The organism is Actinomyces johnsonii, assembly GCF_006546835.1.
GTDB lineage: Bacteria > Actinomycetota > Actinomycetes > Actinomycetales > Actinomycetaceae > Actinomyces > Actinomyces johnsonii.
This window is the reverse complement of sequence record NZ_VICB01000003.1, coordinates 390,906-405,265: the sequence shown is the minus strand read 5'-3', so window position 1 is coordinate 405,265 and position 14,360 is coordinate 390,906. Positions and strand designations below refer to the sequence as shown.

General features: G+C 68.4%; 11 protein-coding genes. 6 read left to right on the top strand and 5 right to left on the bottom strand.

Features of this window, described 5'->3' with window-relative positions:
• Positions 1-49: 49 nt before the first annotated feature.
• Positions 50-1,639 (top strand): OmpA family protein, encoded by a 1,590-nt coding sequence (locus tag FK256_RS02340; RefSeq protein ID WP_141423544.1) that lies wholly within the window; start codon positions 50-52, stop codon positions 1,637-1,639.
• A gap of 99 nt (positions 1,640-1,738) precedes the next feature.
• Here FK256_RS02340 and FK256_RS02335 read toward each other — a convergent pair whose 3' ends face one another.
• From FK256_RS02335 to FK256_RS02325, 3 genes are all read right to left on the bottom strand, one after another.
• A complete protein-coding gene (locus tag FK256_RS02335) occupies positions 1,739-4,339 on the bottom strand; it encodes an ABC transporter ATP-binding protein/permease (protein WP_141423543.1) in 2,601 nt (866 codons plus the stop codon).
• Entirely contained in the window at positions 4,336-5,331 is a 996-nt protein-coding gene (locus tag FK256_RS02330) for an ABC transporter permease (protein ID WP_141423542.1), read from the bottom strand. The genes FK256_RS02335 and FK256_RS02330 overlap by 4 nt, the downstream gene beginning before the upstream one ends.
• A 143-nt stretch (positions 5,332-5,474) precedes the next feature.
• The gene (locus FK256_RS02325) at positions 5,475-7,214 is read right to left on the bottom strand and encodes an ABC transporter substrate-binding protein (RefSeq protein WP_141423541.1); all 1,740 of its coding nucleotides are present in this window, start codon (positions 7,212-7,214) and stop codon (positions 5,475-5,477) included.
• A 227-nt stretch (positions 7,215-7,441) separates the two neighbouring features.
• Between FK256_RS02325 and FK256_RS02320 the strand changes: the two genes are divergently transcribed.
• The 3 genes from FK256_RS02320 to FK256_RS02310 are packed head-to-tail and all read left to right on the top strand — an operon-like array spanning position 7,442 to position 10,931.
• Positions 7,442-8,221, top strand: coding sequence for a succinate dehydrogenase cytochrome b subunit (locus tag FK256_RS02320; RefSeq protein ID WP_141423540.1), 780 nt, complete (start codon positions 7,442-7,444; stop codon positions 8,219-8,221).
• Positions 8,218-10,179, top strand: coding sequence for a fumarate reductase/succinate dehydrogenase flavoprotein subunit (locus tag FK256_RS02315; RefSeq protein WP_141423539.1), 1,962 nt, complete (start codon positions 8,218-8,220; stop codon positions 10,177-10,179). The genes FK256_RS02320 and FK256_RS02315 overlap by 4 nt, the downstream gene beginning before the upstream one ends.
• Positions 10,176-10,931, top strand: coding sequence for a succinate dehydrogenase/fumarate reductase iron-sulfur subunit (locus FK256_RS02310; protein ID WP_009234168.1), 756 nt, complete (start codon positions 10,176-10,178; stop codon positions 10,929-10,931). The genes FK256_RS02315 and FK256_RS02310 overlap by 4 nt, the downstream gene beginning before the upstream one ends.
• Before the next feature lie 59 nt (positions 10,932-10,990).
• Here FK256_RS02310 and FK256_RS02305 read toward each other — a convergent pair whose 3' ends face one another.
• Both FK256_RS02305 and FK256_RS02300 read right to left on the bottom strand, forming a co-directional pair.
• Positions 10,991-11,818 (bottom strand): class I SAM-dependent methyltransferase, encoded by an 828-nt coding sequence (locus tag FK256_RS02305; protein WP_141423538.1) that lies wholly within the window; start codon positions 11,816-11,818, stop codon positions 10,991-10,993.
• A 174-nt stretch (positions 11,819-11,992) separates the two neighbouring features.
• Positions 11,993-12,352 (bottom strand): MerR family transcriptional regulator, encoded by a 360-nt coding sequence (locus FK256_RS02300; protein WP_141423537.1) that lies wholly within the window; start codon positions 12,350-12,352, stop codon positions 11,993-11,995.
• A 106-nt stretch (positions 12,353-12,458) separates the two neighbouring features.
• On the opposite strand from FK256_RS02300, the gene FK256_RS02295 reads away from it, so the two are divergent.
• Complete coding sequence (locus FK256_RS02295; protein WP_141423536.1) at positions 12,459-13,613, top strand: MFS transporter; 1,155 nt, start codon at positions 12,459-12,461, stop codon at positions 13,611-13,613.
• Positions 13,614-13,985: 372 nt separating this feature from the next.
• Positions 13,986-14,183, top strand: a complete 198-nt coding sequence (locus FK256_RS02290; RefSeq protein ID WP_141423535.1) for a hypothetical protein — start codon at positions 13,986-13,988, stop codon at positions 14,181-14,183.
• Positions 14,184-14,360: the final 177 nt, after the last annotated feature.

Here is a 14,360-nt window from a genome sequence, read left to right as displayed (position 1 = left end):
GTGGCTGGGTAGGGCCTGGGGATGCTGTGTGGCGCGCGGAGAGGGAGTGATGGTGTTGGGGCGTGTGTCTCGGCGTGCGCTGCTGGTGGGTGGCTGGTCGATCCTGGGGGTGCCGGTCCTGGCCGCCTGCCTGGACAGGAGGAAGAAAGGCGGCTCATCGGACGGCTCGAACTCGAGCTCTGCTGGTGCCTCAGGTGGTTCGGGTCAGGGGGTAACTCGGACGGTGACGACTGTGGGGGCGACCTTGAAGGTCACGGTGGGGCCGGCTGCGGTCTCCGACGACGTCATGGTGGTGCCCATGGCCGTGCACCTGGACAAGATGGGCTCCGGCGGTCTGTCGTCTGACGGCAAGAAGTTCGACGTGCACCTGGCCTGGAGCGGTACGGGAAACTTCACTGGTGCCGATGGCGTGCGGTTGGTGGACTTCGACGCCGGTACGGTACAGGAGACTTTCAAGGCCTCCTCCGAGAGCACTGAGCTGACGAAGGAGGAGCCCGATGCTACGTTGCACGCCCTGTTCAAGCCGGTCGACGCCACGACCGTCAATGTCCTGGTGCCCGAGTCCGGCCTGTTCGAAGGCGTGCCTGTGGTGCGCGACGGCAAGCTGTCCGAGGAGGCCAAGAAGGCGCTGGAGGACGTCTACGACACCGAGAGCAGCCCTGATCCGGTGGCGTTGGAGACCTTCACCGCCTCGGTGGACGGGGCCTCGGACACGCGGGTGACGGGCAAGTCGGTGGTCATCAATCTGGCCTCCGACGTCCTGTTCGACTCGGACTCGGCCGACCTGAGCGCCCAGGCGGACGCCACGTTGAAGAAGGCGGCGGACCAGCTGTCCACCTACCCCGGTGGCGAGGTCTCGATCGTGGGGCACACCGATGACGTCGCCGATGACGCCCACAACCTGGACCTGTCGAAGCGTCGGGCGACGTCCGTCTCCGACAGGCTGGGGCAGCTGACCAACATGTCGGCCTTCTCGGTGTCCACTGACGGTAAGGGCGAGAGCACACCGCGGGTTCCCAACGACTCCGACGGCAACCGCCAGCTCAACCGCCGTGTGGAGATCACCCTGGTCCCCACCCAGGCCTCCTCCTCCACGTCGAGCCCCGACGCGAGCAAAGGCACGGGGCATGGCAGTGGCGACCTGCCTAAGGCCGAGGGACCGGTCGCCAAGGGCAGCGAGGGGGTCACGGTCAAACGGGATGGGAGACAGGACGAGTTGACCTTCGTGCTCACCGAGGTCACCCGCCGCGGAAAGTACCTCGTCGGCGAGGTCAAGGCCACCGGAGGCCCCGGAGGCACTCAAACCGGCCCAGCGGACTGGCTTCAACCAACCCAGATACTCGGAAGCGCCCGCGGCGAGGATGACAACAGGCTGACGAGCGCGGTGACGGGGCTGAGCCTGCTGACCGCTCAGACGCGCTACTACCCGGCCGACTACACCGCTGCAGAGGGAACCCACCACCCGCTCAGCGAGATCACCGCCGACAACCAACTAGGTGCCGGTGACACCACGACCCTGACAGTGGTGTGGCCCGACACCGGACAGGACACCGTCACCCTCGACCTCCAACCCGCCCAGCACTCCACCCCCAGCCCCAACAACCCCTTCCGCCTCACCGACATCCCCGTCAAGAGATAAGCAGTCAGTCCTCGACGCCCCTGAGGAACCATGCTCCAGAGACGCTTGGACTCCTTGATGCCGCCGAAGCACAGCATCACGCTGCCGCCGGCATCATGCTCATACACCCGGAGCACCGTCATAGCCCCAGACTTCACGCCGGTTTTCCAACGCACTGCTCAGGAGGAGTCGGGTGCAGGGGTGGACGGGGTGCTTCATGAGCTCGGCCGTGGGGCCGGTCTCCACGAGGCGGCCGGCCTGGAGCACCACCGTGGTGTCGGCAAGGTAGCGGGCCGAGGCCAGGTCATGGGTGATGTAGAGGATGGACAGGTCCCGCTCCCGGCGCAGCCGTAGTAGCAGGTCGAGGACACCGGCGCGCAGCGGGGCGTCCAGCATCGAGGTGGGTTCATCGGCTACTAGCACCTCGGGCTCGCAGGCCAGGGCCCGGGCGATGGCCACGCGCTGGCGCTGTCCACCGGAGAGCTCATGGGGACGCGCCCCAAGGAGCTCGGGCTCCAGGCCGACGGCGTCGAGCAGCTCGGCGGAGCCTCGGCCGGGTTCCGTGGTGCCCCGGTGCACGGCGAGGGCCCGCCCCAGCGCATGCCCGACGGTGTGGGCCGGGTTGAGGGAGGCGAAGGGGTCCTGGAAGACCATTTGGACCCGTCTGCGGTAGCTGCGGGAGGCGCGGCGCGGTTCCTCGGCCAAGACGTCGCGTCCCTCCAGGAGGAGGCGCCCGGCGGTGGGGGTCTCCAGACGCGCGATGACGCGGGCCAGGGTCGACTTGCCCGAGCCAGTCCGCCCCACCAGGGCCAGGATCTCTCCGCGGTGCAGGGTCAGGTCGACGCCGTCCAGGGCACGGATAGTGCGTCGCGAGAGCAGCCCGCCGGCGGGAAAGTCCATGCGCAGTCCCTCGACCTCAAGAATCGGCTCGGCCGATGTCTTCGTCCTGCGGCCGGGACGGGGCGGCAGCCCCGACACAAGGGCCTGCGTCGCCGGGTGGGCGGGTGAGGTGAGGATGCGGCGAGCCGGCCCCTCCTCCACGAGGCGGCCCGCCTCCATGACGCCGATGCGGTCGCACACCCCGGCCATGAGGGACAGGTCGTGGGTGATGAGCAGGACGGAGAAGCTCAGGCGGGCCTTGAGGTCGAGGACCAGTTCCATGATCTCCCGCTGGACGACGACGTCGAGGGCCGTGGTCGGCTCATCCAGGACGAGCAGGCGGGGCCTGAGGGTCAGGGCCATGGCGATGACGACGCGCTGGCGCTGCCCGCCAGAGAGCTGATGGGGATAGGCGCGCAGGCGGCCGGACGGGATGCCGACGGACTCCAGCAGCTCGGCGGCGCGCTCGCGGGCGGTGCGCCGTCGTAGGCCATCGTGGGTGGTCAGGACGTCGGCGATCTGCTCGCCGATCGTCATGACGGGGTTGAGGGCGTTCATAGCGGCCTGGGGGACGATGGCGATCTCCCGCCAGCGCAGGCGGCACAGCTCGCCCGCCTCCAGGGCCAGGACATCGCGCCCGCCCACCAGGACACGGCCGGAGGTGATACGCGCCGCGGGGCCCAGCAGTCGCATGATCGCGGCCGCGACCGTGGTCTTGCCGCAGCCGGAGGGACCGGCCAGGCCCATCACCTCATCCCGCCCGACGGCGAGGCTGAACCGGTCGACGCCGATGACGCAGCCGCCTCCGCTAGAGCGATCACCGGCGTCGTACTCGACGCTCAGGTCCTCGATACGTAGGACAGGTTCAGGGACGGCCCGGTTACCACTGTCCGGCTCGGCAGCTGGAGTCGGGGGCCGCTGCCTACTAGGCGCCCCAGAGGCCGCGCGGCGCAGGCCGGGATTGGTGGCCTCGTCGACGCCGGCGTTGATGAGGGCCAGAGCGTAGGCGACCAGCGCGATGGCGAGGCCCGAGGGCACGAAGGTCCACCAGCGGCCGGTCATGAGCGCGCCGTCGGTGGCGGCCCAGTAGAGGTTGGTGCCCCAGGACACGGAGTCGGAACGGCCGAGTCCCAGGAACTCGAGCCCGGCCTGGGCACCGATGGCGGAGTTGACGCAGCCCAGCAGCGTGGACATGACGACCGAGGCCATGTTGGGCAGCATCTCCCCCATCATGATTCGCGCCGGCCGTTCCCCGCTGACGACGGCGGCCTCCACGAAGTCCGTGCCGCGCAGGCTCATGGCCTGGGAGCGCAGGACGCGGGCGGCCCCGGCCCAGCCCGTGACGATAAGGACGATGAGGGTGCTGCCCCACCCCGGCGGCATGTAGGCGGCCAGGACGACGAGCAGCGGTAGACCCGGCAGCAGGAGGAAGACGTTGGTGACCACGGACAGCAGGCCGTCGACCGCCCTTCCCAGGTAGGCGGAGGCCAGGGCGACGACGAGGGCCACGAGCGTCGCCAAGAGTCCGGCGCCCAGGCCCACGGCCAGCGAGGAGCGGGCGCCCCACAGGGTCATGGCGAGCACGTCCTGACCCTTCGGCGTCACGCCGAACCAGTGGGCCGGGCTCGGGGCAGCGGCCGGGGCGCCCGTGATGCGGGCGGGGTCGCCGGGGCTGATGACGGGCGCCAGGAGCGCGGCGATGATGAGCAGGGCCAGGATCACCACCCCAGTCCGGGCCCGGCGGGAGCGGGTCAGGGAGGCGAGCAGGCCGGTCAAGGGGCTGCCGCGCCGTTGAGCGCGCCGTCGGGTGCGCTGCTGGAGGTACCGTCGGGCCGGGCTCATGACTCCCCCTGCCCGCTGGCGCGCACGCGGGGATCGAGGCGGATGTAGACGAGGTCCACCAGGAGGTTCGCGGCCAGGACGGCGGCGGTGATGGTCAGGAAGATTCCCTGCATGAGCGGGTAGTCCAGGGCGCCCACGGCGCTGAAGAGCTGGTAGCCGATGCCGGGGTAGGCGAAGACGACCTCGGTGAGCATCGAGCCGCCGACGATGAAGCCCAACGACATGCCGATGCTGGTCACCGTGGGCAGCATGGCGTTGCGGGCGGCGTAGCGCAGCATGATCCGCGAGCGCGAGAGCCCCTTGGCCTCGGCCAGGAGGATGTAGTCCTGGGAGGCGGTGGCGATCATCGTGTTGCGCATCCCCAGGGCCCAGCCGCCCAGGGAGACCGCCACGATGGTGAGGGCCGGCAGTGCGAGGTGCTGTGCGACGTCGGCCAGGAAGGCGGGGCTGGACCAGTCCACGACGGTCCCGGCGGTGTAGGCGTGACTCAGCGGGAACCAGCCCAGGCCCATCCCGAGAAGGTAGAGGGAGCCCATGGCCAGCCAGAAGTAGGGGAAGGAGCCGAGGAAGACCAGGAGGGGCACGAGGATCGAGTCGGCCACTCCCCCGCGCCGCCATGCCGCCAGGATTCCCAGCAGGCTGCCGACGCCGGCCGCGATGACCAGGGCGACACCGCCCAGCAGGACGGTCCAGCCGATCTGGCTGCCGATGACCTCGCTGACCGGTGCCGGGAAGCGGGAGATGGATACGCCCAGGTCCCCGGTGAGGACGGAGCGGAGGTATCTGAGGTACTGCTGCCACAGGGGTGCGTCGTCGAGCCCGAACAGCCGGCGCAGCTGGAGGGCCTGCGTCTCGGTGAGGCGGGCGCCGGAGCGGGCGAACATGCGTGAGACGGGGTCGCCGGGCATGAGCCGGGGCAGGAGGAAGTTGAGGGTGACCGAGGCCCAGAGGGCCAGGAGGTAGTAGCCCAGGCGCTTGAGGATGTAGGTCACCGGCGCGTGCCTCCTTCCCGGGCATCGAGCGGCAAGCTGCTGTGGGCGGCTCGGTCCGCCACCCGGGATAGTGTCCCTGTTCCGGCCGGGTGGCCGGTAGCCTCGCGAGCCCCGCGGCGTGGGGCGGCCGCCGGCGGGGCGGATCAGCCGCGGGGCCTGAGGGCGTTGAGGACCAGGACGGTGGTGGCGGCGCGGGTGCTCAGTGAGGCGTAGGGGTTGTCCCGGTTGGGCCAGCCGGTGAAGTGCTCGTCGGTGTAGGCGCCCCAGACGGGACCGGGGAACAGGGGGATGACGGGCAGCTGGTCGGCGTAGCGCTGCTGGATCTGGCGGCAGATCTCGATCTGGCCGGCCTGATCGGTGGTGGCGGCGAACTGGCTGAGCAGGGCGGTGGCCTGCTCGTCGCCGAAGCGGTGGTAGTTCTCCAGGGCGTGGGTGCCGATGGGCTTGACCTTCTGGGTGCTCATGGTCGCCTCGTAGTAGGTGTACGGGGTGGCGCCCAGGGAGGACCAGCACACGGCGGTCTCGAAGGTTCCGGTCTCCAGTGCGGCGGTGACCTCGGTCCAGTCAGATGAGTCGACGGTGGCGCTGATGCCGATGTCGGCGAGGTTCTGGACGATGATCCGGGCGACGCTGAGCCAGTCCGACGACGTCGAGCCCACCTGGATCGTCAGGGTGAGCGGCTTGCCGTCCAGGCCCAGGCGCTTGGAGTCCGCCCCGAGGACGTAGCCGGCGGCGTCAAGGGCAGCGGTGGCAGCGGCCTTGTCGTAGGTGCACAGGGGCGCGGCGGCCACGGCCGGGTCCTTCCATGTCTGGAAGCTCTCACTCAAACCGGTGGGGTCGGCGGGCTGGGTGTAGCCGGACATGCCGGTGGCGCAGATGGTCTTGCGGTCGATGGCCTGGCTGAGGGCCTTACGGAAGGCAGGGTCATTGTAGGGGGCCTTGGTGGTGTTGAGGGTCCACTGGATGGTGGAGTCGGCTCCGGGGAACCAGTAATGGCGGTGGGCGGGGTCCTTGTCGATGTAGGCGGTCTGGATGTCGGCCATGTACTGCGGCGCCCAGTCGACGTCGCCGCTGACGGCGGCCAGATTGGCGCTGTCGTTGCCGGCGAAGGCCAGCATGCGGATGCCGGGGAGCGAGTCTTGGTCGGCGGTGCGGCCGGTGCTGGAGGCGCCGGCGTTGTCCTGGCGGTTGTTGCCCCAGTAGGTGGGGTTGGGCATGAGGTCGAAGGACTGGGCCTGGAAGTTGGCGACCCGGGTGAAGGGGCCGGTGGCGACGGGTTCGGGGTTGGGGTACTCGGCCGGTTCGGAGATGGTGGACCACACGTGGTCGGGGGCGATGAGCTGGCTGCCGAGCTCCTGCAGGGCGACGGAGTAGGGGCGGGTGAAGGTGAGGGTGACTGCGGTGGCGTTGTTGACGGTCACGGAATCGAGGTAGTCGTAGCCGCCGGTGACGGCGCGGTGGACGGCGAAGGTGGTGACCACGTCCTTGGCCACCAGCGGTCTGCCGTCGGACCAGGTGACGCCAGGGCGCAAGTAGAAGGTGAGAGCGGTGGCGCCGTCGGACATCGCCCAGGAGTCGGCGAGCCAGGGGGTGACCTCGCCGCTGAGGGGGTTGACGATGAGGAGGGGCTCGTAGATGGCCTGCCCGGTCATGGGGGCGCTGTTGGTGGTGAAGGGGTTGAAGTTGCGGATGAAGGTGCCCGTGTCCTCTCGCGGGATTGTCAGCAGGCGCGGACCGTCGGCTTTTCTGGAGCAGCCGGAGGCGGCCAGGAGGACGGCGAGGGCACCTGTGGCGCCTCCAGTCAGGACCTGACGGCGGGAGGGTCCGGAGGTGCGCGGCGAGACCGGCGCGCCCGGTAAGACCGGTGAGACCTCAACGGGCACGGCTGGTCCTTTCGTCCATGGAGCTCATACTTCCTGGGCGAGGTTATCGCGCGGCCGGTTCGCCTTGATAACGGAGGCTGGGGCCGCCGCGCCCGCGGGAGCGCCGCGAGTGCGACAGGCCCGCCTTCGGGCCGACCCTATGAAACATAGTGTTCACACTCTATGCCAGTATCAAGGTGTTCGTTATCATAGTCATGGGTTGTTCTGCGCAAAGGAGGGGAGGCCAGATGGCTGCGACGTCCACGGCCGTCCGCACCCCCGAGGCTGCTCAGCCCGTTGGTGACGCACTGCCGCCCCGGCGCAGGCGCCGCGTCCCTGTGTGGGCATCGCAGCGCGTCCTCAAGGCGACGATGGCGATCACCGGCACGATCATGGCCCTGTTCGTCGTGGTCCATATGGTCGGCAATCTCAAAGTTCTCGCAGGACCGGAGGCGTTCAACGGCTACGCCGCATGGCTGCGGCAGGTCGCCTACCCGCTCCTGCCGCACGAGGGGCTCCTGTGGGCGATGCGCCTGGCCCTGGGGGCCTGCATCGCGGCGCACATCGCGGCGGGGATCGCGCTGTGGCGACGTGCGAGGGACGCTCGCGGAGCCTTCCGGCGCCGAGCCCTGCCCGCCCGCACCATCGGCGCCCGCTCCATGCTGGTGACCGGCGCCCTCATCGGGGTCTTCGTCCTCATCCACATTCTCGACCTGACCATCGGCCGTCTCATCGCCCCTGAGAGCTTCCAGGCGCCGACGACGTCGAACGGCGAGATGCAGGTCAGCGCCTACCACAACCTCGTGGCGAGCCTGTCGCGCCCCGGCATGGCGGTCTTCTACAGCCTGGTCATGCTGGCGCTCTCCCTCCATCTGGCGCAGGGCCTGTGGAACGTGGTCATCGACCTGGGCGGCACCGGCCCCAGGCTGCGAAAGGTGTGTCGCGCCGTCGCCCTGGTCGTGGCCCTGACCATCGCGGTCGTCAACGGCCTGTTGCCGGTACTCATCTGCACGGGGGTGATCGGATGAGCGCGAGCGTACCGCGGGCCGTCGGCGGCCTGTACGACATCGGCGAGGATCTTGATGCGCATCTGCCGGACTGTCCGCCCGAGCAGGCCTGGGAGCGTCGGCGCGACGAGTACCGCCTGGTCAATCCCGCCAACCGCCGCAAGCTGACCGTCATCGTGGTGGGCGCCGGCCTGGCCGGTGCCGGGGCGGCCGCAGCCTTGGGGCGCCTGGGCTACCGGGTGGAGTGCTTCAGCCTGCACGACGCCCCGCGCCGCGCCCACTCGGTGGCCGCGCAGGGCGGGATCAACGCCGCCCGGGCCCGCAAGGTCGACGGCGACTCGCTGACGCGCTTCGTCAAGGACACCGTCAAGGGCGGGGACTACCGGGGGCGGGAGGCCGACGTCGTGCGCCTGGGGCTGGAGTCCGGCCGGGTCATCGACCACATGGAGGCGATCGGGGCGCCCTTCGCCCGTGAGTACGGCGGCCAGCTCGCCACCCGCTCCTTCGGCGGGGTGCAGGTCTCGCGCACCTACTACACGCGCGGACAGACCGGTCAGCAGTTGGAGATCGCCTGCGCCCAGGCGCTCCAGGAGCAGATCGCCGCCGGCAGCGTCCACATGCACACCCGCACCGAGATGCTCGACCTCATCGTGGCCGACTCCCGCGCCCAGGGCATCGTCGCCCGGGACCTGCTCTCCGGCGAAGTGCGGGCCCACACCGCTCACGCCGTCGTGCTGGCCACCGGCGGCTACGGCAGCGTCTACCACTACTCGACCCTGGCCATGGCCTCCAACGCCACCGCCACCTGGCGCGCCCACCGGCGCGGGGCGGCCTTCGCCTCCGCCTGCATGGTGCAGTTCCACCCCACGGCCCTGCCCGTGAGCTCCCACTGGCAGTCCAAGACCACGCTCATGAGCGAATCCCTGCGCAACGACGGGCGCATCTGGGTGCCCGTGCGCCCCGGGGATGAGCGGCCCCCGAACGACATCCCCGAGGACGAGCGCGACTACTACCTGGAGCGCAAGTACCCGGCCTTCGGCAACCTCACCCCGCGCGACGTCGCCTCGCGCAACGCCCGCGAGCAGATCGAGTCCGGCCGCGGCGTCGGGCCGCTGCGCAACTCGGTCTACCTCGACTTCCGCGACGCCCTGGAGCGACTGGGCAAGGAGACCATCGCCTCGCGCTACGGCAACCTGTTCGAGATGTACCTCGACGCCACCGGGGAGGACCCCTACGAGGTTCCCATGCGCATCGCCCCGGGCGCCCACTTCACCATGGGCGGGCTGTGGGCGGACTTCGATCAGATGTCCACCATCCCGGGGCTGTTCGTGGGCGGGGAGGCCTCGAACAACTACCACGGCGCCAACCGCCTGGGGGCGAACTCGCTGCTGAGCGCCAGCGTGGACGGATGGTTCGTGCTTCCGCTGGCGGTGCCGAACTACCTGGCCAGGCTAGTGGGCAGCAAGCCCCTGAGCCTCGACGCGCCGGAGGCGCTTCAGACCGTGGCCGACACCCGCAAGCGCATTGAGGCGCTCATGGCGGTGGGCGGGGCCCACCGCCCCGTGTGGTTCCACCGCCGTCTGGGTGAGGTCCTCTACGCAGGCTGCGGGGTGAGCCGCTCCGAGGCGGGGCTGCTGCGCGCACTGGAGGAGGTGCGCGCCCTGCGCGAGGAGTTCTGGGCCGATGTCAAGGTGGTCGGCGGCCAGGCGCGCCTCAACCAGGAGCTGGAGAAGGCGCTACGGGTCGCCGACTTCCTGGAGCTGGCGGAGGTCATGATCCTCGACGCCCTGGACCGGCGCGAGTCCGCCGGCGCCCACTTCCGCGAGGAGTACGCGACCCAGGGCGGCGAGGCCCAGCGCAATGACGAGACCTGGTGCTCCGTCTCGGCCTGGCAGACGGGGCCCGACGGCGGGCACACGCGCCGCACGGAGCCACTGAGCTTCTCGCTGGTACCCATGCAAGTGAGGGACTACCGATGAGGATCGAGCTGGAGATCTGGCGGCAGGACGGGCCGCGGGCGCGGGGCTTCTTCGAGAGCCACGTGGTGGAGGACGCCGAGCCGCAGATGAGTCTGCTCGAGCTGCTCGACCGCCTCAACGACCAGATCATCGAGGCCGGTGGCGAGCCGGTGGTCTTCGAGTCGGACTGCCGGGAGGGGGTGTGCGGGGCCTGCGGCTTCCTCGTCAACGGGGTGCCGCACGGGCCGATGGACACGACGCCGGCCTGCCGTCAGCACCTGCGGGCCTTCCCGGGGGTGACGCACTTCCGGTTGGAGCCGTGGAGGTCGGCGGCCTTCCCGGTCATCCGGGACCTGGCGGTGGATCGCACGGCGCTCGACGAGCTCATCCGGGTGGGCGGAACCGTGGACGTGGCCGCGGGGACCGCCCCGGACGCCGACGACGTCGCCCAGGGGCATCTGCAGGCCGAGCGGGCACTGGACTTCGCCGCCTGCATCGGCTGCGGGGCCTGCGTGGCGGCATGCCCGAACGGGGCGGCGGCGCTCTTCGCAGGGGCGAAGCTGGCGCACCTGTCGCTCATGCCGGCCGGGCGCATCGAGCGGGGGCGCCGGGCCCGGGCGATGACACGGGAGCTCGATGAGCTCTTCGGACCGTGCTCGGAGTACGGCGAGTGCGTGCCGGCGTGCCCGGCGGGGATCCCGATCGAGGCGATCGCGTTGCTCAACCGGGAGGTGCTGCGCGCCGGTCTGCGCGGCGCCACCCGCGACGACTGACGCCGCCCTCACCATCGGGGCCGATGACCGGCTCCCGGAGCTCGCGGGAGGGGCGGGGATCAGGACTCGGGCTTGTGGGCGACGAGGGCGATGCCGACCATGTTCTTCTCGTAGCGCTTGAAGGTGCGGGCCATCTCCTGAACGCGCCCGCGCAGCTCCTTGTCCGCGGCGACGTTGCGCGCGATCCGCAGGAAGCCGCCCAGCCCCTCGTCGCGGATGTTGCGCCCGACCTTGAGCAGGGCCATGGGGGCGGTGTCGACCCAGTCGACGACGAGCCCGGCGTCCTCCATGAGCTCCTTCCAGGCGGCGGCCGTCATGGGGCGGGCGTTGACGTGGATGGAGCGGGCCAGGTCGCGGCGCAGCTCGGTGTAGTACTCCTCGTCGATGTCATCGGGGGTGACGCCGAGCTCGTGAATGGCGTAGCGCCCGCCGGGGCGCAGGACGCGGGCGGCCTCGGCGACGATAGCGGCCTTGCCCTTGTCCCCCTGCATGGTGAGCATGGCCTCACCGACGACGACATCGGCACTGGCGTCGTCCAGGCCGGTGTCGGCGGCCTCGCCCTGGCGGACGGAGCCAAGATCCCCGACGACGGCGGCCACGCGCCGGGCGGCGTCGGGGTCGCGGTCGATGGCCGTGTAGGAGGCGGGGCGGTCCTTGATGATCTCGGCGGCAGTGCGCCCCAGGCCCGGGGCGAGTTCGACGACGTCGGCGCCCGCCAGGCCGGCGTGGCTGAGCATGGCGGCGGACAGGGCGGCGCCGCCGGGGCGCAGGACGCGCTTGCCGGCACGGGCCAGGACCCAGTGACCAGGGGCGGAGGCAACGGGACGGTCGGCGTAGGGCAGCGGCAGGTCGGTGGAGGTGGTGGAGTCTGCAGGCTTCTCACTCATGAGGTCAGCCTAACCATAGTAGTTCCACGGCGGGCAGAGTCCGACGTCGATGACTCGATGACGCCAGCAAGGCACCTGGAAGGCCCAGACGCTCAGGGGGTGAGCGTCGGCGCGGCAACCGAACTCGGCACGCCCCTCGTTGAGTACGACGCCACCACGCAGTTACAAGGTGAGCTAGCCAGATGCGACGTCGTGGAGGTTGTCGAGGAAGCTCCTGATGACCTCGGCGCCGCTCGAGAGCACCTCAATCTGTTCTTCGACGTCGCGGAGCCAGCGGCGCAGCTCGGGTGCAACGGAGGGGCAGGCTCTCAACGCACCGCTTTCCGTGGCACAGGGCAGCACCGTCCTGATGAGTGAAAGTGGGAATCCGGCATGAGACAGCGTAACGATCTGGCGGGCGGCTAGAACCTCTTCAACGCCGTAGCCACGATAGCCATTGTCACGGCGCGTAGGCGTCAGCAGCCCCTCAGCCTCGTAGTAACGCAGCATCCGCGGGCTCGTGCCAGCACGCCGGGCAGCCTCGGAAATACGCATGCGTGACTCTCCTCAAACAGTTCAATGGACCGCGTCAGCATCTCTTGACATTGACAGCATTGTCAAGGTTTAGCGTTGAGGCACTCTCTACGGACTGGAGAATGCTATGGACCGAAAACTTTCACTACTCGGGTTCGCGGTCATGTTCCTGATCGGTTCGGACACCTTCGTCGTCGCACCACTGTTGCCATCGCTAGCCAAGGCTTTCGACGTGTCGACGACGCAGAGCGGCTGGCTGGTCAGCGTCTATGCGATCGGCTACGCGCTCACCGGACTGGTATCCGGGCCGATCTCGGACCGAGGTAATCGCCGGATCATCCTTACGCTTGGGATGGTCGTCTTCGCATTGGCAACAGCAGCCTGTGCAGTTTCTGCTGGTTTCTGGACGATGTTCACCTTCCGTTTTATCACTGGCGGTGCGGCGGCCATCGCTGCACCACAAGTGTGGGCACTGATTCCCGCACTCGTCGGCCCGGATCAGAAACATGTTCTGCGCGTCATGGGATATGCGACCGCCGGACTGTCAATCGCTCAGGTCGTCGGCGTTCCCCTCGGGAGCCTTCTCGCGATCATCGACTGGCGCATTGTCTTCCCCATCATCGGGGCCTGCTCGTTGGGGCTAACAGTCATACTCTGGTACCAGATCCCTGATATCCGCCCCACCGCGGCAACTAAGAAGGTGCCGTACCTGACCCTGCTCCACGCACCACAAGCGTTCACACGATTCCTGTCCTACCTCGCATACACCCTGGCGTTCTTTACCGTGTTCACCTACGCACCGACGTGGTTGGAGGACGGCCTGGGCACCTCGAAGGTCACAGTGGCGCTCATCGTCCTGGCTGGCGGGATCGGTAACACGATCGGCAGTCTCTTCGGCGTCCGGCTGACCGGCCGTATGACCCCTGTCCGAGCCATCTACCTGAGCGCCACAGTGATGGGCATCGCCTACCTGACCCTCGCCGTCTCTCCACCTCCGATCGTTGTGGGGTTGGTATTCCTACCTCTCTTCGCCTGCGGAGGCGCAATGCTCAGCGTCCGTATGCTCCACCTGCAGCAACTCGACAGCACAGCGCGCGGCACCATCTCCACCCTCACTAGTGCGGTGATGTACCTCGGTACAACGGTAGCAGGGCTTATCGGTGGCCCGTTGCTCACTCTCACCGGCAACTTCACTGCTATCGGTATCACAGCATTCCTACTGAGTACCGCCAGCGCACTGATGATCCGCCTAAGCGAACTCGGAGAGGAGGTCAACCAGTAAAATGGAAGACACGCTGAAACGGCCATTCTCCGTCATCGAAGGTGGACAACAGTCGCCGACATGCGCCAACGAAACCGGTACCGGCTTCGCCCCACTCATGGAAGATAAGGGGCTCTTTGTGTTTGAGGGTACGGCAGGCAGGGGTCGGCAAAATGGATGGGTGGTTGTCTGTTCTTTAGTGGGTCTGACGTGTTGATGCTGGTGCGGCACAACCCGCACGGTGACGATGAAGTCGTCTACTCAATCCCGTCACCAACGAGGTCACGCCGCCGACGCCATCTTCCACCACGACTGCCCTGTCACCCCGCCCCTGTCCCACGTTCTCGAAAACAGGACCTGCCCCCTTACGCAAGCAGGTCACCCGAGGAACTCATGGCACTCTTCATCGACCATGCGGGGAGCCACAGGTGGGCGAAAGATCCCAAACCATCCGCAACCGACCCTTGGATCGGCCGACACGGAGGCACAGAAACGCCCGATGACATGATCCTCAACATCGATTCAGACATCGGATCGCATGACACAGATCCGTTCCGAAATTTAAATGCTGCCGACCTTTGGCACGACTGAGTCGAGATCAAAGATTACCGATCATCCGTATTTTTAAATGTATTTCAATAGAAACGCACGGCGACATCTTCGCGTTCTACAATACAGTTAGAAATCACCTTTACGTAAACTAAGATCGGTGAAATGACGTGAGAACAACACTGTCAGCATGAAATCGTGCAAAATAATGCAGGCCAC

Excerpts from the sequence above, each read along its gene's own strand:
- FK256_RS02290 (WP_141423535.1), top strand. The coding sequence starts at position 13,986 with ATGGCACTCTTCATCGACCATGCGGGGAGCCACAGGTGGGCGAAAGAT.
- FK256_RS02310 (WP_009234168.1), top strand. The coding sequence starts at position 10,176 with ATGAGGATCGAGCTGGAGATCTGGCGGCAGGACGGGCCGCGGGCGCGG.
- FK256_RS02295 (WP_141423536.1), top strand. The coding sequence starts at position 12,459 with ATGGACCGAAAACTTTCACTACTCGGGTTCGCGGTCATGTTCCTGATC.
- FK256_RS02320 (WP_141423540.1), top strand. The coding sequence starts at position 7,442 with ATGGCTGCGACGTCCACGGCCGTCCGCACCCCCGAGGCTGCTCAGCCC.
- FK256_RS02315 (WP_141423539.1), top strand. The coding sequence starts at position 8,218 with ATGAGCGCGAGCGTACCGCGGGCCGTCGGCGGCCTGTACGACATCGGC.
- FK256_RS02335 (WP_141423543.1), bottom strand. The coding sequence starts at position 4,339 with ATGAGCCCGGCCCGACGGTACCTCCAGCAGCGCACCCGACGGCGCGCT.
- FK256_RS02305 (WP_141423538.1), bottom strand. The coding sequence starts at position 11,818 with ATGAGTGAGAAGCCTGCAGACTCCACCACCTCCACCGACCTGCCGCTG.
- FK256_RS02340 (WP_141423544.1), top strand. The coding sequence starts at position 50 with ATGGTGTTGGGGCGTGTGTCTCGGCGTGCGCTGCTGGTGGGTGGCTGG.
- FK256_RS02300 (WP_141423537.1), bottom strand. The coding sequence starts at position 12,352 with ATGCGTATTTCCGAGGCTGCCCGGCGTGCTGGCACGAGCCCGCGGATG.